This window comes from Vibrio sp. 10N.261.51.A4 (assembly GCF_041471945.1).
Taxonomy (GTDB): domain Bacteria; phylum Pseudomonadota; class Gammaproteobacteria; order Enterobacterales; family Vibrionaceae; genus Vibrio; species Vibrio crassostreae_C.
Window position 1 is genome coordinate 19,186 of sequence record NZ_JBFRPJ010000014.1, and the last position, 17,452, is coordinate 36,637.

Genomic DNA, 17,452 nt, shown 5'->3' on the forward strand with positions numbered 1-17,452 from the left:
CGCAGCAATCCGGCTACTAAGTGTGCTCCATGCATCAAATCCATGATAGTGTGCTGTTATCCTTCAGCGTATTCCTTTCGTCGCCTTCCTAGCGGTGTCCTTGATCTTATCCTGATCTGCCAACAATCCTCGTTAGCGCGCGTCACTTGTTCCTTGAGCGGTGTCCTTGACATCATCCTGATGTTCAGTCCTTTCCTCGTCCAGAGGTGTCCATTGTCTTTCCTTAGTAGCAACCATCCTAGTTACTATTGCGTCCATTCAATGTCCATTTCGCTATCCATGCCGATTATTCATCCTGAGTAATCGAATCTTCATCCTGAAGATAACCAAGTCCTTGGCGTTTCCTGTTCCGTGTCAGCATCCTTCCGACACCATTCATATTACCGATTCCTTATTTATCAGCAATGGTGCATAAGCGAATTTCTATATAATTATTTGAATGATAAATGCACGTATTGTTTAATTTCAGTTGGTTACAATATCTAGGTGCCTAATTTAGCAGTTAAATATCGATATTTACTCACTGCCTTGTGAGAGATCTCGCACAAGACAGGGAGTAAAAAGGGAGTATTTTCCCTTATTGGCCAATGGCAGCACCTTCACGACGAGGGTCTGCAGCACCTTCTAGACCATCTTTTGTGATGCGAATAGCGTGTAAACCCGAGTTAAGATCGCGAACGTTGACCTCAAATCCCATCTTTTCTAGCTCAGGTTTGAAGTTTTCCGCTGATGTTCCTTTTTCCAAATCTAAGGTACCGAAGCGATTTAGGAAGTGTGGTTGGTTGATCGCTTGTTGGATATCCATGTCCCATTGGGTGTGAGCAATGATCGCTTGTGCCACATAACCGATGATACGGCTGCCTCCCGGAGAGCCAATTGCCATGTAAGGTTTATCGTCTTGCATGATGATGGTCGGTGCCATTGAAGAACGTGGGCGCTTACCCGGTTCAAGTCGGTTCGCGATAGGTTTGCCATCGTTATGAGTCTTGAATGAGAAGTCGGTTAGTTCGTTATTGAGTAGGAAACCTCTAACCATCAAACGTGAGCCAAAGGCATTCTCAATAGTGGTAGTCATCGATACGACATTGCCATCACTATCGACAATGTTGAAGTGGCTGGTGGACGGCAACTCAATAGAAACATCTTGGCTTCTCTGCATCGCATGATCCCACGGTGGGGTGCCTGAAGGTGCGCTGTCTAATGCCTTACCTGCGGTAATTAACTGAGCACGCTCCTGCAAATAGTCAGTATTCACTAACCCTTGGGTTGGCATAGGCACATAATCTTGGTCTGCCATGTACATACCACGGTCTGCAATGGCTAAGCGAGAAGCGTCTGCTAACACTTGCCAAGATTTTGCGTCGTTTGGCCCCCATGATTTGAGGTCAAACTGCTCAGTCATTGCAAGGATTTGTCCAACCGTTAACGCACCAGAGCTTGGTGGCCCCATTCCGCAAATATCGTAGCTTTCATAAGCAGAACAAACCGGTTCGCGCTGCTTGATCGAATAGGCGTCGAAATCTTTCTGTGCCAATACGCCCGGGTTACCTTTCGCTGTTTGTACTGTGTTAATGATGTCGGCAGAAATCTCACCTTGGTAGAAAGCTTTAGCACCATCCTTCGAGATAGCGTGTAACGTTGCCGCGTATTCAGGGTTCTTAAGTTGCGTGCCAGCGGCTTTCGGGCTGCCATCGGCATTGAAGAAGTAGGCTTTAGTTGTCGCAAAGCGGCTCAGACGTTCTTGGTCGTTTTCGATCAAGGTGGCTAAACGTGGGCTGATAGTAAAACCTTCTTCAGCTAACTGAGCGATAGGTTTAATCAGTGATGCCCATTCGAGCTTGCCGTATTTCTGGTGAGTGTCCCACAGCAATTGCACCGTGCCCGGCGTGGCAACAGAACGACCGCCAACCACGGCATCATAGAATTTAAGCGGTTGTCCGTTTTCGTCTTGGAATAGACGTGGGGTGGCATCAAGTGGCGCAGTTTCACGGCCATCGTAGGTCTTGAGCTGTTTGTCTTTGCCATCAAAATAGACAAGGAACGCGCCGCCACCAATACCTGATGACTGAGGTTCCACTAAGCCAAGCATAAGCTGCACGGCAACCATGGCGTCAATTGCGTTACCACCACGGGCAAGTACATCAGCACCGGCTTGTGTTGCAAGAGGGTTGGCTGCGGTGACCATCCAATCGTTGGCTTTAACGAGTTGTTTGGTTTCTAAACCACTACTTTGTTCGGGTGCGACGGAATCGGCAGCTTGATTTGCCCAACTGACGTGAGAGGCAAAAAGTAGGGTAGAAGTGGCGAGGGTTGTTAGTTTTGTTTTCCACTGCATGATCTTCTCCTTTTAATATGCAGAGCTAGATTGGCAGCGGAAAGATTAGATAGCCAGTGCGTTGTTAACGAATTGTAATCTTGATTCGAATTTAAGCGATTAAACCGGACAGCGACTGCCAAAGAATACTCGCGCCAATCAGGCTGAATACCACGCCACATAAGCCATCGATGTATACCGTTGCTTCGCTAAGATTCTTCTGTAGAGCCTTAGTCGAAAGCATCCACGCCAGTAGTGAAAACCAAAACAGAGACAGACCAAACAAGATAATAAGCGCAAAGCCTTTACCTGATAGAGACATGTCGGCAGGCACTAAGCTCGACATCAAGCTAATAAAGAACACCAAAGCTTTTGGGTTGAGAATATTGGTCGCAAACCCTTTCGAAAATGCCTGACGCTTGTTGGTCAGAATCAGATCTTTGGCATTGACGGTATCGTCGTCATCGTCGTGGTTCTGAATGATTTGCCAGGTTGCTTTAAGTGCACCGTAGCCTAAGTACAGCAAGTAGCTACCGCCAGCCAACTGGATAATGGCAAATAGGGTTGGTTGCTGGTGGACTAGGTAACTGATTCCCGTCAGGCTGAGCAACGAATGCAGTAAGATCCCGCAAGATAAACCAAGCGCAATGTACAAGCCTGTTTGTCTGCCGTGGCGTGTCGCATTTTGCACGACTAACGCAAAGTCAGGGCCGGGGCTCATCAAAGCGATGAAATGGATAGAGGCGAGGGTGATCAGTATGGTGACTTCGTTCATGTCAGTTCTCAATAACGTTGCCGCTATTATTAAATAAGTAATCGTATTGAGCGTAGCTTACCGCGATTTGAAATCGAGCAATTGTAAATTATCAACACTTAGTTGATTTGTGAGGGTGGTACGCCGAATGTGGTTTTGAATGCCTTGGAGAAGTGTGCTTGATCATAGAAGCCTACTTGGTGCGCGACTTTAGTACCACAGATCCCAGATTTAATCAGGCGCATGCTCTGTTCCATACGTAAACGGCTCAGCCACGCGTAAGGGGTGATGCCCATTCTGTTCTTAAAGTGGCGTTGGAATTGAGTAGTGGTTAAGCCGCACAGCTCAGACAGTTGTTCTAATCGCACTGGCTGGTCCAAATTCGCCATCAAATAGTCTTTGAGTGTATTAATCGATTGATTACCCAGTTTGATGTCACTCTTCGATCCAAATTTTGCATAACGATCGACAATCGTTGAGAACCCCTCGAATGGTAAGCAATCTTGAGCGAGTTGGCTGATGCTTTGATTGATTAACAGGCCGTGTAAGTTGCGTAATTGTAAAAACGCAGCTTGATCGGAGAGGATCAACTCAGAAAAGCCTAATGTGTGACCATTTTGCTTGGGATCGGCAAGATCTTGAAACCATTGAGGAGAAACTGCAAACACACTGACTTGATAACCTGAATCGAGTTTGGAGTGCCCATCATGCAGCTCATCAGGTGGCATGATAACCACTTGGCCTGCACCGACATGGTGGCTCGCCCCTTTATAGGCGAATTTTTGCTGCCCTTGGGTAATTAAGCCGATGTGAAAGTCCAAATGATAGTGACGCTGAAAAGCAAACTCTTGGTATTGAGCTTGGATCAGGCTGATATCTTCTGTTGGGGTAGAGTAGTAGTGGACTTTATCCATGGTACAAAAAAGCTTGGTCAAATAGTCATCAATTCAACCAAGCTTATCTGCGTATTAAGGGATTGTCTTGTAAAAAACGATCAATATCACTGTTTCGCGCGTTTGTTCTTCTTGTTGTTACGCAGGCCATCAAAGCTGAAAATAACCAGTGCTCCCCATATGAAAGCAAAGGTGATCGCTTTATCTGAGGTAAAGGCTTCGCCGTAGATCAGAACCGCCAGTAAGAACATCAAGCTTGGACCGATGTACTGGAAGAAACCGAGTGTTGATAGCTTCAAGCGAGTTGCAGCGCCAGTAAAACACAGCAATGGAACCGTGGTGATCACACCGGCAGCAACCAGTAATAGGTTGAGTTGCATCGGGTTCATCGATAAGTTTGAGGTCGGGCTATCGGCAATAAACAGTAAGTAGGTTGCGGCGAGAGGCAGCATCACCAGAGTTTCAATGAACAGACCCGTTTGTGCTTCTAAGCTGACTTTCTTACGCAGCAAGCCATAAAAGCCAAAGCTAAAGGCTAGGGCAATGGCGACGATCGGTACTGAGCCGAAGGCAATTAATTGGATTAATACGCCAATCGCAGCAAGAGCCACAGCAAACCATTGCAGCTTACGTAAGCGTTCGCCGAGGAAGAGCATCCCAAGTAACACGTTAATCAGAGGGTTGATGTAATACCCCAAACTGGCATCGAGCATGTGATTGGAGTTCACCGCCCAGATAAAGATCAGCCAGTTTGCACCCACCAAAATAGATGTCGCCACCAAATAGAGCATTTTTGGTTTTGAGGTCAGGGTGTCACGGACTTTACGCCAGCTGCGGCCAATGTGCAGTAAGAAAGCGAGTAGGAAAAAAGACCATACTACACGGTGGCTGAGGATCTCTAACGGGGAAACGTCACTTAAAGATTTGAAATATATAGGGGCGATACCCCACATTGTGTAAGCGCCGACGGCAAGCAAAACTCCTTGGCGCGTACGTTGTTGTTCTTCCTGTGTCATGCATCTTTCTCTAGCACTGAGTGCTTATTAATAAGATTTATAAGAGAGTTGGTCAGTATAGGAGCGATAACCCTTTTCACCTAACAATTTGCGGTTTAATTCGCCAGCGTTCCCCTCTACAATGTGCGACTTGCTTGCCGAAGATGCTTGCTGATTTCATACCTCGATTAGGAACCACAATGACCGCCACTCTGATTGCTGAGCAAATACCAACTCCCGCGAATGATGCGCACACCATCTTGCAAGATGTGTTCGGCTATCAAAGCTTTCGCGATGGTCAGCAAGAGGTCATTGATTTGGCCGTTGAAGGCAAAGACAGCTTGGTGATTATGCCAACCGGTGGTGGTAAATCTCTGTGTTACCAAATTCCGGCTTTGGTTCGTGAAGGGCTGACTCTGGTTATCTCACCGCTGATCTCGTTGATGAAAGACCAAGTCGACCAATTGAAGGCCAATGGTGTTGCCGCTGAGTGTATTAACTCTTCAATGCCACGTGACCAATTGCTGAATGTGTTCAATCGTATGAACTCAGGTCAGCTGAAAATGGTGTATGTGTCACCAGAGCGTGTGTTGATGCGTGATTTTATCGAGCGTCTTCAAGGTTTACCGCTTTCGATGATTGCAGTCGATGAAGCGCACTGTATCTCTCAATGGGGTCACGACTTCCGCCCTGAATACGCATCATTAGGTCAGCTTAAACAGTATTTCCCGCATGTGCCTTACATGGCGCTCACAGCAACCGCTGATGATGCGACGCGCAAAGATATTATCTCGCGCTTACAGCTCCTGGACCCGCATACTTACTTAGGCAGCTTTGATCGCCCTAATATTCGCTACAACTTGGTTGAGAAGCACAAACCCGTGTCACAGGTGGTTCGCTACCTAGAAACACAAAAGGGCAATTGCGGCATCATCTACTGTGGTAGCCGTAAGAAAGTGGAGATGGTGACCGAGAAGCTGTGCAATAACGGTATTCGCGCCGCGGGTTATCACGCTGGTATGGACACCGATGAGCGTGCTTACGTTCAAGAAGCCTTTCAACGCGATGATATTCAGATCGTGGTCGCGACTGTTGCCTTCGGTATGGGCATCAACAAACCCAACGTACGCTTTGTGGTGCACTTTGATATCCCACGCAATATCGAGTCTTACTATCAAGAGACCGGTCGTGCAGGTCGCGATGGTTTGCCTGCTGAAGCGATGATGCTGTTTGACCCGGCTGATATGGGTTGGCTGCGTCGTATGCTAGACGAGAAAGAAGAAGGCCCACAGAAACAAGTTGAGATGCACAAGCTGAATGCGATGAGTGCCTTTGCTGAAGCGCAAACGTGTCGTCGTCAGGTTCTGCTTAACTACTTTGGTGAGTATCGCGAGAAGCAATGTGGCAACTGCGATATCTGCCTCGATCCACCTAAGCATTTTGATGCGACTAAAGAAGCGCAGAAGGCGTTGTCTTGTGTGTACCGTGTCAATCAGTCGTTTGGTATGGGCTACGTAGTCGAAGTGATGCGTGGTATGCAGAATATTCGTGTCCGTGATAATGGTCACGATAAGCTATCTACCTACGGTATTGGCCGCGATCACAGTCATGATTACTGGATCAGTATCTTCCGTCAGCTGATTCATAAAGGCTTGCTGTTCCAGAACATCACTCGTAACTCAACTTTACAGCTAACAGAAGAAGCCCGCCCGCTGCTGCGCGGTGAGATGTCTTTGGAATTGGCTGTTCCTCGTTTAGATACAGCGGTGCGTAATGCTAAGTCCGATAAGTTAAGCAGCAAGAATTACGATAAGAAGCTGTTTGCGAAACTGCGTAAGCTGCGTAAGTCGATTGCTGATGAAGATGGCTTGCCACCATATGTGGTATTCAGCGACGCGACCTTGATTGATATGGCTGAAATACTACCTACTTCATACGGAGAAATGCTGGCAGTCAACGGTGTCGGTCAACGTAAACTGGATAAGTACGCAGACCCATTCCTAGATCTGATTCAAGAACACATCACCACACACGGCTAGTTTGCGAGAAACGTCTAACTAATAGAAAAAGAATAAGGTTAATAGGGACATGACAACACAAACAGAATTTGGCTTAAGAGAGTATCTGGCTGAGGAAGGGCGTTTATTGATTACGTCTCCAAGTTTTGATTTTGATTCTTATGAAGTGTTAGGTGAAAAGCTGGTGGCATTGCTGTCAGCGTCTGTTGTTGAAAAACAATGGGACGCCGATATGCACTCTTGGTTGATTGATTTTGAAGATTGTCGAATGTTCTTAAAGTCTGAGCATTACAGTGAATCAATTTGGTTTGAGTCGTTAAACGCGGAAGAAAGCCGAGAAGAGTTTGATTATCTCGCGACGCTTTTCAAGCGCGGTTTTTAACTTTAGGCATAGCTTCTAAAGCACAGCTTCTAGCGCTATTCACCAATAAAAGTGAGGATAAACGTTTGCGTTTGTTCTCACCATTGCAGCCAATATTGATTAATGTATAATCGCCCGCCGCTCAATAGAGCAAATTATAGAAACATTTTTAATTCACATTATTGGTAAGAGCTTTCTTGGATTATTCGAAGAAATGACTCGATTTGGGTTCCCTCACCCCCAAACCAAACTAAAAAGGTACAGCATGAGTAACTTTACCCCTGCGCAACAGCGCAAAGCCCTAGCACTATTAGTTTTGTTCCATTTGGTGATTATTGCGTCAAGCAACTATCTGGTTCAGCTACCTTTTACCGTCTTCGGTATGCACACCACTTGGGGTGCTTTCACTTTCCCGTTTATCTTCCTAGCGACCGATCTGACCGTACGCATTTTTGGCGCGCAGCTTGCCCGTAAAATTATTTTCTTAGTGATGTTACCAGCGCTGGCCGTTTCTTATTTCTTGTCAGTGGTGTTCTTTGAAGGTTCATTCCAAGGCTTTAGCCAATTAGGTGAGTTCAACTTGTTTGTTGCTCGTATCGCCGCGGCGAGCTTCATGGCTTATTTACTGGGTCAGATCTTAGATGTGCATGTTTTCAACCGTCTGCGTCAGCTTAAACAGTGGTGGGTTGCCCCAACATGTTCAACGCTATTCGGTAATGCCATTGATACAATCGCTTTCTTTGCGATTGCTTTCTATCAAAGCCCAGATCCATTTATGGCCGAGCATTGGACTGAGATTGCTTTAGTCGATTACGGATTCAAACTTATCATCAGCCTAGGCTTGTTCGTGCCTATGTACGGCGTGCTTCTTAACTACATTGTTAGAAAGCTAACCGCAGTGAACCCTGACTTTAAAGCGACAGGCGTGAACGCTTAAGTTTGAGATTTGTAACACAAAGCATTAATGCAGCGATAAGAAAAAGCCCAAGTTAGTCTATTAACTTGGGCTTTTTTAATTTCTAGCGTCAGATACTAATATCAGAGGCATTTAATATTCAATGGCCAGCCAATATCGGTTTGTCTATTCGACTCGATCTCTAGCTCTGCAGCGGTCAGCGGATTGTCAGCTAACCATTGCTTAGAAAGCGTTAGGGTTAGATTGTTGTCATTCGTCGTCAGTTTGAACTCAGGCTCTAGCGCTGGGTTACGACGGTGGGTCAGCAAAATAGCTAAACGCAGAATACGTAAAATACGCTTGCTACTGGTTCCTGAGATAGCGTGTTGCTCTGGTAATGAGGTTAACTGTTCACGGTAGCGACGAGTTAACTCACCCAAGTAGTGCTTTTGCGCTCGAGTAAAGCCAGGTAGGTCTAAGTTCTGCAGCAGATAAGCGCTGTGCTCACCGCCTTTTTTGAAATCGATGGTTAAACCAATCTCGTGAAGCTTAGCTGCCGTTTGCAATAGCACACCAGCTTGAGGTTCTGAAACCCACGCTTCGGCGCCCGCTTGGTCTAGCAGCGTTTGTGCGACTACTGCTACTTGTTCACCGTAGCTTACGTCCATTTGGTAGCGTGATTGAACACTCTTAATGGTACGCGCTCGGATATCTTCTTGGCGTAGCTCATCAACCATCTCGTAGGCTAGGCCTTCACGGAGTGCGCCGCCTGCGAGTGTCATTGAATCTATTTCAAGCAGCTCAAAAATAGCAATAAGAATAGAAAGGCCACTCGGGAACACTAATGCGCGTTCAAGGGTAAGTCCTTCGATTTCTAGCTCTTCCAAGCGCTCAGTAATCATCGCTTGTTTCTGTAGACGCTTAAGTTTGGCATGAGTAATCACTTCATCCATGCCTTGCGCCAACATGATCTCTTGCAGTGCTTGAACGGTACCGCTGGCGCCCACACACACATCCCATCCGATATCAGTGTAGCTATCTAGGATAGGAGCCAACGTCGACTTCGCCGCTTCAATGGCGTTGTTAAAGTTGGTAGCGGTTAATTGGCGGTTTTTAAAGTGGCGCTCAAGCCAAGTAACACAGCCCATCTTTAGGCTGGTTAGGGCTTTCGCTGAGAAGCCTTCACCAATGATCATCTCGGTGCTTGCGCCACCAATATCAACAACCAGTCGGCGGCCGCTGCCACCAGAAGTGTGTGCTACGCCTTTATAGATAGTCGCAGCTTCTTCTTCTCCGGAGATAACATTGATGTCGTAACCAAGGATCTGGTTCGCTTTCTCTAGAAATATATCCACATTGATAGCAGTACGTAGGGTCGCTGTACCGACAATGCGGATATTTTCTTTCGGAATATCTTGCAGTCGCTCTGCAAAGAGACTCAAACAGTCCCAACCGCGCTGCATGGCTTCTGTACTAAGCGCATTATTTTCATCTAAGCCTGCAGCTAAACGCACTTTGCGCTTAATTTTAGCCATGGTTTGTACGCTGCCATCGATATGACGCACAACGAGCATATGAAAACTGTTCGACCCGAGGTCGATTGCAGCGTAAAGCGGGGGTGACACTGTTTGACTCATAAGCGACTAAGCTTCCTTGTTATGACGCGGTTGGCGTGGGCGACGGTTCTGGTTTGGTTTACGGTTCCCGTTGCGTGGGCCATTGTTGTTTGAGCGGCGTTGTTGCGGGTTACGTGTACGTAAGCGCAATGGTGCTGGTAGATCTTCTAGCAGTGCAGAAGCATCGTAGTCAGACACAGGGATCGCGTGCTCAATGTATTCTTCGATTGGTGGCAAGTTGATTGCGTAATCTTCACAAGCAAAGCTGATCGAGTGACCACTTGCACCAGCACGACCTGTACGGCCGATACGGTGAACGTAATCTTCACAGTCATCAGGTAGGTCGAAGTTGAATACGTGTGTTACTTGAGGAATGTGTAGACCACGTGCTGCAACGTCGGTTGCGACAAGCAGGTCAACATCACCTTTAGTGAATTGCTCAAGAATCTTTTCACGTTTCTTCTGAGGAACATCGCCAGTTAGCAGGCCAACACGGTGACCATCTGCAGCTAGGTGACCCCAAACAGACTCACATTTGTGCTTAGTGTTAGCGAAGATGATAGCGCGCTCTGGCCACTCTTCTTCAACTAGAGTCTGCAGCAGTGCCATTTTGTGTTCGTTTGATGGGTAGAACAGCTCTTCCTGAATGCGGTGACCTGTTTTACGCTCTGGCTCAACAACAACATGCTCTGGGTTGTGCATGTGTTCGAACGCTAGCTCTTGTACGCGGTAAGACAATGTCGCAGAGAACAGCATGTTCAGGCGATCTTTTGGCTCAGGCATACGGCGGAACAAGAAGCGGATGTCTTTGATGAAACCAAGATCGAACATGCGATCAGCTTCGTCAAGAACAACAGCTTGAATGTGGTTAAGGTTAAATACCTTCTGCTTGTAGAAATCGATGATGCGGCCAGTCGTACCAATTAAGATATCTGCGCCTTCTTCGATTTTACCTAGTTGCTTGTCGTAGCTTTCGCCACCGTAAGCAAGTGCTGCCTTGATACCTGTGCTTTCAACCAGAGAGTCAGCATCGTTGTAGATCTGAATCGCGAGTTCACGCGTTGGTGCCATAATAATCGCACGTGGCTGGTTAGGCTTACGCCCTTCATGCTCAGATGTTTTTAGCAGGTGGTTAAAAGTAGCAGTAAGAAACGCAAGCGTTTTACCAGTACCCGTTTGGGCCTGGCCTGCAATGTCTTGGCCGGTGAGCAGTACCGGGAGCGCCAAGGCTTGGATAGGGGTACAATAATCGAACCCTTTTTTCTCCAATCCTTCAATGACTTGCGGAAGTAAATCCAAGTCGGCGAACTTTTGCTCTGTGATATGCGTCTTTTTCATTGCTATAGAATATCAGCTTAAGCTTGCAATACGAAAGTAAATACATTCCAATAGGGCATCTATTTACTGGTTATCATCCAACCAGTTCTAAAAAATACATTGGAGTGGAAGATGAGTGATAAGATTTTGCAGCTAACTGATGACGGTTTTGATAACGATGTAATCAATGCTGCAGGCCCTGTTCTTGTTGATTTTTGGGCAGAATGGTGTGGTCCATGTAAAATGATTGCGCCGATTCTTGATGAAATCGCAGACGAGTACGAAGGCAAGCTCACAATCGGTAAATTAAATATCGACCAAAATGCTGGTACTCCACCAAAGTTTGGTATTCGCGGTATTCCAACGCTACTTCTTTTCAAAGATGGCGGCGTAGCAGCGACTAAAGTTGGTGCATTATCTAAAACTCAACTTAAAGAGTTCTTAGACGCTAACCTTTAATCAGGTCAGCATTTGAAAAGAAACCGTGCAGTTAACAAATGCGCGGTTTTGTTTTTTCTAAGCTATGGACTAGTCTTAGTTTTAGTGCTAATTTATCGCACGTTAATTGAACGAATTTCTCTTCTTGGTCGATCCTGTGACCAAATCCTTCTTAACTTAAGAAAACAGATCCTATTTTGACTAAACAAACTTCCACCACTATGAATCTTACTGAACTGAAGAACAGACCTGTGTCTGAGCTTGTTAAACTTAGCGAAAGCTTAGGTCTTGAAAATCAAGCTCGCCTAAGAAAACAAGACATTATCTTCTCCATCCTTAAAGCGCATGCAAAAAGTGGTGAAGACATCTTTGGTGATGGTGTTCTAGAAATTCTTCAAGACGGTTTTGGTTTCCTACGTAGCGCCGACAGTTCATACCTGGCTGGCCCAGATGATATCTACGTATCACCAAGCCAAATTCGTCGTTTTAACCTACGTACAGGTGACTCTATTGGCGGTAAAATCCGTCCACCTAAAGACGGTGAGCGTTACTTTGCACTGCTTAAAGTAAACACGGTTAACTACGACAAGCCAGACAACGCACGTAACAAGATTCTTTTCGAAAACCTTACTCCTCTTCACGCTAACGAACGTATGGTGATGGAAGCGGGTAATGGTGCAACTGAAGATATTACGGCTCGTATTCTTGACCTTGCATCTCCAATTGGTAAAGGTCAGCGTGGTCTGATTGTTGCTCCGCCTAAAGCGGGTAAGACAATGCTTCTGCAAAACATTGCTCAAAGCATTGCACGTAACCATCCTGAGTGTGAACTAATGGTTCTACTTATCGATGAGCGTCCAGAAGAAGTAACAGAAATGCAGCGTCTAGTTAAAGGCGAAGTAGTTGCTTCAACATTCGATGAGCCAGCATCTCGCCACGTACAAGTTGCAGAAATGGTTATCGAGAAAGCGAAGCGCCTTGTTGAACACAAGAAAGATGTAGTTATCCTACTGGATTCTATTACTCGTCTAGCTCGTGCTTACAACACTGTGATTCCTTCATCAGGTAAAGTTCTTACTGGTGGTGTTGATGCGAATGCTCTACATCGTCCAAAGCGTTTCTTCGGTGCGGCACGTAACGTAGAAGAAGGCGGTAGCTTAACGATCATCGCAACAGCACTGGTTGATACTGGTTCTAAGATGGATGAAGTTATCTACGAAGAATTCAAAGGTACAGGTAACATGGAACTGCACCTTAACCGTAAGATTGCTGAAAAACGCGTATTCCCAGCGATTGATTTCAACCGCTCTGGTACTCGTCGTGAAGAGCTTCTTACCAAGAACGATGAACTACAGAAGATGTGGATCCTGCGTAAGATTGTTCACCCAATGGGCGAAATCGACGCAATGGAATTCCTTATCGACAAGCTAGCAATGACGAAAACGAACGATGAGTTCTTTGACGCAATGCGTCGTCAGTAATATTGATTAGCTGATCGTATTTAATAAGCGCTGCCCTCGGGTGGCGCTTTTTATTTGCATTTTGTAGCGCCAGCTTGCAGAATGAGCAAAAGTGTTACAAGGACGTTAAAATGCAACATGGACTGTTGTCATCATTACTCCTGTCTACTTCACTGTTATTTTCACCGGTTGGTATGAGCTATGCCACCGAGATGTCTCCACTTACAGTAGAGTCTTGGCTTGAGAATGATCAAGTAAAACTGAAAACTGCTGAACTACTAGAGCTTGTCGTACGTGACGAAGTCAATTCGCTACGCTTTGCGCTTGAGCGCCTGACATTTCCCCAGCAAGAGGTGGCTCGCTACCAACTCTTGAAGAAGCTTGAACAGCAAAAAATCGTACTCACACCCAAGATGTCTATCTTCATCGAGCAGCAACTTGCTATCACGCCCACTTATCAAGTCTTAGAACGTGGCGATGGCTATGAGTTTACGGTACCTGCCTTTAATTACCCTTCAATTGCTAATCGCCTTATTAAACAATGGCGTCAAGATCAGAAGACATTGGTATTTGTGCTAGATGCAGAGAAACAGGAACTCGACCTAAAAGAGTGGTTATCTGGATCTGAACATCAAGTTCAAACGCGAGAAGCGTTGCTCATTAGAGAGCTAGACAGTTTGTCTCCTGAAGCGGTTGATTACCTAACTAAGCAACTCACCGCATCTTCTATTGTTAGTTGGTTACCTTCTACTGAGGTGGTGGTTCGATTAGCGCAAGTGAGCGAAGACCCAGAGGTTTACAAAATTCTATGGCGAATGAAGGCCGATTATCATAGCCAAGCTGAGCTAGTTCGCCTTGCTGAAACCAAACAAACGTTCGCGCTTGAACAGGTGATGGCAGCGACTAAGAACCCGCGTTTGAAAGATGAAGCGATTACTTTGCTTACCAAAGTTAACCCGTTATCAGAAGAGGTGAAGCTGTTCCTTGTCTCTAGGATGGCGATTGCTGATGAAGCACCATTAGTTGCGCGTGAACTCGCCAAACAAGGTCATACGCGATGGTTGCAAGATCTCGTCAATGATAACCCTCAGGTGAAGAGTTCTTTGATCGAGCAAGCATTACCGTAAAGTGGATTTTGCCTCTCAATAACCACACTAAAAAGGGGGGACCTCAGCGTCACCCTTTTTGATATACTGAGCGCAGAATAATCAGCATGTAGAAGTCCTATGAGTTTTAAAGATTTACGTGATTTTATCGACCATCTTGAAAGTATTGGTCAGTTGAAACGCATTTCTCACCCAGTCGATCCAGACTACGAAATGACCGAGATTAGCGACCGTACTCTACGTGCTGGTGGCCCGGCTCTTTTGTTTGAAAATCCAGTAGGCTATGACATGCCCGTTTTGACCAATCTATTTGGTACACCTAATCGGGTTGCTATTGGTATGGGACGTCAAGAAGTCAAAGAACTGCGTGAAGTGGGCAAGTTGCTTGCTTACCTAAAAGAACCTGAGCCACCAAAAGGCTTTAAAGACGCTCTTGATAAACTACCTGTGTTTAAGCAAGTCTTAAACATGCCAGCTAAACGCCTTCGCAAAGCGGCTTGCCAACAAGTGGTATGGCAAGGCGATGACGTCGACCTAGATAAAATCCCTGTGATGAGCTGTTGGGCTGATGATGTCGCGCCATTGCTAACATGGGGTTTAACGGTTACTCGTGGTCCAAACAAGAAACGCCAAAACTTAGGTATCTATCGTCAGCAGAAGATCGGCAAGAATAAAATCATCATGCGTTGGTTAGCCCACCGTGGTGGAGCATTGGATCTGCGTGATTGGATGGAAACTAACCCTGGGAAACCATTCCCAGTATCGGTAGCGTTTGGTGCTGATCCTGCCACCATTCTTGGTGCGGTTACGCCAGTGCCGGATAGTTTATCTGAGTACGCGTTTGCAGGCTTACTACGTGGTAGTAAAACTGAGGTCGTTAAATCAATCAGCAACGACTTAGAAGTTCCCGCAAGTGCAGAAATCGTGATGGAAGGTTACATCGACCCGAATGAATTCGCAGATGAAGGGCCTTACGGAGATCATACTGGTTACTACAACGAGAAAGAAAAGCACCATGTGTTTACTATTACTCATGTAACCATGCGCGAGAACCCTATCTATCACAGCACCTATACTGGCCGTCCACCTGATGAGCCAGCGGTATTGGGTGTTGCGCTAAATGAAGTGTTTGTGCCTATTCTTCAAAAGCAGTTCCCAGAGATTGAAGATTTCTATCTACCGCCTGAAGGTTGTTCGTACCGAATGGCAGTCGTGACCATGAAGAAGCAATACCCAGGTCACGCTAAGCGAGTGATGATGGGTGTATGGTCTTTCTTACGCCAATTCATGTACACCAAATTTGTATTGGTGTGTGATGAAGATGTGAATGCACGTGATTGGTCTCAAGTAACCGCAGCGATGTGCGAACATATGGATCCGTCACGCGATAGCCTGATGATAGAGAACACGCCGATCGATTCATTGGATTTTGCCTCACCCGTGGTTGGGTTAGGTTCTAAGATGGGTCTAGATATTACTAAGAAGTGGGACGCAGAGTTAGCGTTATCGCCAGATGTCCAAACAGCACCTGTAAATAGTGAACATATTGAGGGTAGCTTGGCTGAGTTAACCAAGGTTCATCCTGAAATTATTGATGTTCACCTGCAAAACGACAATGCCAGCATGGTTGTGGTGTCTATTGATAAGCAAGCTGCCGGTAATGGTAAGAAAATCATGGAAGCGGTTTGGTCTCAATTTGATGAGAACAAGTTTGTTATCGTGTGTGATGGCGATGTCAATGTGAGTGATTGGAATGACATCATTTGGGCTGTAACGACAAGAATGGATCCGGCGAGAGATACGTTATTCCTGCAGAACGAAACTGGACACTCAAAAATGGGTCTCGATGCGACCAATAAGTGGGAAGGTGAATGCCTGCGTGAGTGGGGTGTACCAATCACAAAAGATCCTGATGTTGTGAAAAAGATTGATAGCATCTGGGAACAGCTAGGAATTTCATGAGCTACCAAGTAGTCTTATACCCAGAAAACATCAGTTTCACAGTAGAAAAAGGGCAAACGGTCTTGGATGCTGCGCTCAACAGCGATATCTATTTCCCAAACCGTTGCCAAGTTGGCGCATGCGCAATGTGTATGTGCAAAAAATTAGAAGGGCAAGTGAGTTACCACCTTGAACCCATGCTCACAGAGAAAGAGCAGCAACAAGGCTGGATTTTTGCTTGCCAAGCATTTGCAGAAAGTAATTTAGTTCTAACCTTTGCCGATTAAGGGTTAGTAAGAGGAAGAACATGACTATTAAATGTAAAGTGAAGTCTATCGAGCCTTTGGCTTGTAATACTTACCAAATCCTACTTCACCCAGAAACACCGGTCGCTTTTAAAGCGGGCCAGTACCTGATGGTTGAAATGGGCGAGAAAGATAAGCGTCCATTTTCGATTGCAAGTAGCCCTTGTCGCCATGAAGGCGAGCTTGAGTTACACATTGGTGCAGCTGAGCACAATGCTTACGCTTCAGAAGTCGTTGAGGCAATGAAGAAAGCACAAGCTGAAGATGGCGATATAGCTATTGATGCTCCGCACGGTGATGCGTGGGTTAAAGAAGAAAGCGATCGTCCTCTGTTACTAATTGCTGGTGGTACTGGCTTTAGCTACGTGCGCTCTATTCTCGATCACTGCATCGCGCAGAACAGTAAAAAAGAGATTCATCTATACTGGGGTGCAAAAGATGAGTGTCAGCTGTATGCGAAAGAAGAGCTTGTCGACATTGCAGCAAAACACAGCAATGTGCATTTTGTACCAGTAGTAGAAGAAGCACCTGAAGTTTGGCACGGCCAAACGGGTAATGTATTAGAAGCAATCACGCAAAGTTTCGAATCATTAGCTGATTTCGATATCTACATTGCGGGTCGTTTCGAAATGGCAGGCGCTGCAAGAGACTTATTTACTCAGAATAAAGAAGCAAAGCGTGACCATATGTACGCTGATGCTTACGCATTTATCTAACAATACCCTTAGATTTTGAGCAAAAAGAGAGCAGAAATGCTCTCTTTTTTACGTTTAGGTGAACTATTAGGCAGTTAACCCCTATTTATTCATTTTTCATGAAAAAGTAGTTGCTAAGCTGAGAGGGTTCCCTATAATGCGACACCACTGAGACGGCAGACGCCACAAGGCTTCAGCAAGAATCAGTAAGACGGAAAGCGACAAAAAATTAATTTTCAAAAAGTGTTTGACACTGAATGTTAATTCGCTAGAATGGCCGTCCACTTCGAGAGGCTCCTTACTTAAAAGGAACGCTCAAGAAGCAAAGCTCTTTAACAATTTAA

Annotated in this window: 15 protein-coding genes; 9 read left to right on the forward strand and 6 right to left on the reverse strand. The window is 45.8% G+C overall.

Annotated features, from left to right (window positions below; genetic code table 11):
* Window positions 1-577: 577 nt before the first annotated feature.
* The 4 genes from ggt to rarD form a co-directional block, all read right to left on the reverse strand.
* The gene (gene ggt, locus AB4384_RS04895; RefSeq protein WP_372128988.1) at window positions 578-2,335 is read right to left on the reverse strand and encodes a gamma-glutamyltransferase; all 1,758 of its coding nucleotides are present in this window, start codon (window positions 2,333-2,335) and stop codon (window positions 578-580) included.
* A gap of 91 nt (window positions 2,336-2,426) precedes the next feature.
* Window positions 2,427-3,089, reverse strand: coding sequence for a LysE family translocator (locus tag AB4384_RS04900; RefSeq protein WP_372128989.1), 663 nt, complete (start codon window positions 3,087-3,089; stop codon window positions 2,427-2,429).
* Between the two features lie 98 nt (window positions 3,090-3,187).
* Window positions 3,188-3,982 (reverse strand): AraC family transcriptional regulator, encoded by a 795-nt coding sequence (locus AB4384_RS04905; protein ID WP_017065745.1) that lies wholly within the window; start codon window positions 3,980-3,982, stop codon window positions 3,188-3,190.
* Between the two features lie 86 nt (window positions 3,983-4,068).
* Window positions 4,069-4,977: an EamA family transporter RarD gene (gene rarD, locus AB4384_RS04910; RefSeq protein ID WP_017061330.1), complete on the reverse strand. Its 909-nt coding sequence runs from the start codon at window positions 4,975-4,977 to the stop codon at window positions 4,069-4,071.
* 179 nt (window positions 4,978-5,156) lie between these two features.
* Here rarD and recQ point away from each other — a divergent pair, with 179 nt between their 5' ends.
* The 3 genes from recQ to AB4384_RS04925 all read left to right on the forward strand — a co-directional run bounded on the left by recQ (window position 5,157) and on the right by AB4384_RS04925 (window position 8,272).
* On the forward strand, window positions 5,157-6,995 hold the full coding sequence (recQ, locus tag AB4384_RS04915; RefSeq protein ID WP_372128990.1) for an ATP-dependent DNA helicase RecQ: 1,839 nt from the start codon (window positions 5,157-5,159) through the stop codon (window positions 6,993-6,995).
* A gap of 49 nt (window positions 6,996-7,044) precedes the next feature.
* Complete coding sequence (locus AB4384_RS04920; RefSeq protein ID WP_017061332.1) at window positions 7,045-7,356, forward strand: DUF3630 family protein; 312 nt, start codon at window positions 7,045-7,047, stop codon at window positions 7,354-7,356.
* 244 nt (window positions 7,357-7,600) lie between these two features.
* Window positions 7,601-8,272 (forward strand): 7-cyano-7-deazaguanine/7-aminomethyl-7-deazaguanine transporter, encoded by a 672-nt coding sequence (locus tag AB4384_RS04925; RefSeq protein WP_017061333.1) that lies wholly within the window; start codon window positions 7,601-7,603, stop codon window positions 8,270-8,272.
* Window positions 8,273-8,373: 101 nt separating this feature from the next.
* On the opposite strand, the gene gppA is transcribed toward AB4384_RS04925, so the two are convergent.
* Window positions 8,374-9,867: a guanosine-5'-triphosphate,3'-diphosphate diphosphatase gene (gppA, locus tag AB4384_RS04930; RefSeq protein ID WP_017062980.1), complete on the reverse strand. Its 1,494-nt coding sequence runs from the start codon at window positions 9,865-9,867 to the stop codon at window positions 8,374-8,376.
* Between the two features lie 6 nt (window positions 9,868-9,873).
* Complete coding sequence (rhlB, locus tag AB4384_RS04935; protein ID WP_017062979.1) at window positions 9,874-11,184, reverse strand: ATP-dependent RNA helicase RhlB; 1,311 nt, start codon at window positions 11,182-11,184, stop codon at window positions 9,874-9,876.
* Between the two features lie 111 nt (window positions 11,185-11,295).
* Here rhlB and trxA point away from each other — a divergent pair, with 111 nt between their 5' ends.
* The 6 genes from trxA to fre all read left to right on the forward strand — a co-directional run bounded on the left by trxA (window position 11,296) and on the right by fre (window position 17,129).
* Complete coding sequence (gene trxA, locus AB4384_RS04940) at window positions 11,296-11,622, forward strand: thioredoxin TrxA (RefSeq protein ID WP_010440700.1); 327 nt, start codon at window positions 11,296-11,298, stop codon at window positions 11,620-11,622.
* Window positions 11,623-11,822: 200 nt separating this feature from the next.
* A complete protein-coding gene (gene rho / locus AB4384_RS04945; RefSeq protein WP_017062978.1) occupies window positions 11,823-13,082 on the forward strand; it encodes a transcription termination factor Rho in 1,260 nt (419 codons plus the stop codon).
* A gap of 110 nt (window positions 13,083-13,192) precedes the next feature.
* Window positions 13,193-14,188, forward strand: a complete 996-nt coding sequence (locus AB4384_RS04950) for a hypothetical protein (RefSeq protein WP_017059249.1) — start codon at window positions 13,193-13,195, stop codon at window positions 14,186-14,188.
* 99 nt (window positions 14,189-14,287) lie between these two features.
* A complete protein-coding gene (ubiD, locus tag AB4384_RS04955; RefSeq protein ID WP_017059250.1) occupies window positions 14,288-16,129 on the forward strand; it encodes a 4-hydroxy-3-polyprenylbenzoate decarboxylase in 1,842 nt (613 codons plus the stop codon).
* Window positions 16,126-16,395 carry a 2Fe-2S iron-sulfur cluster-binding protein gene (locus AB4384_RS04960; RefSeq protein WP_008224727.1) on the forward strand — a complete coding sequence of 90 codons (270 nt, stop codon included), beginning with the start codon at window positions 16,126-16,128 and terminating at the stop codon, window positions 16,393-16,395. The genes ubiD and AB4384_RS04960 overlap by 4 nt, the downstream gene beginning before the upstream one ends.
* Before the next feature lie 20 nt (window positions 16,396-16,415).
* Complete coding sequence (gene fre / locus AB4384_RS04965) at window positions 16,416-17,129, forward strand: NAD(P)H-flavin reductase (protein ID WP_009848201.1); 714 nt, start codon at window positions 16,416-16,418, stop codon at window positions 17,127-17,129.
* Window positions 17,130-17,452: the final 323 nt, after the last annotated feature.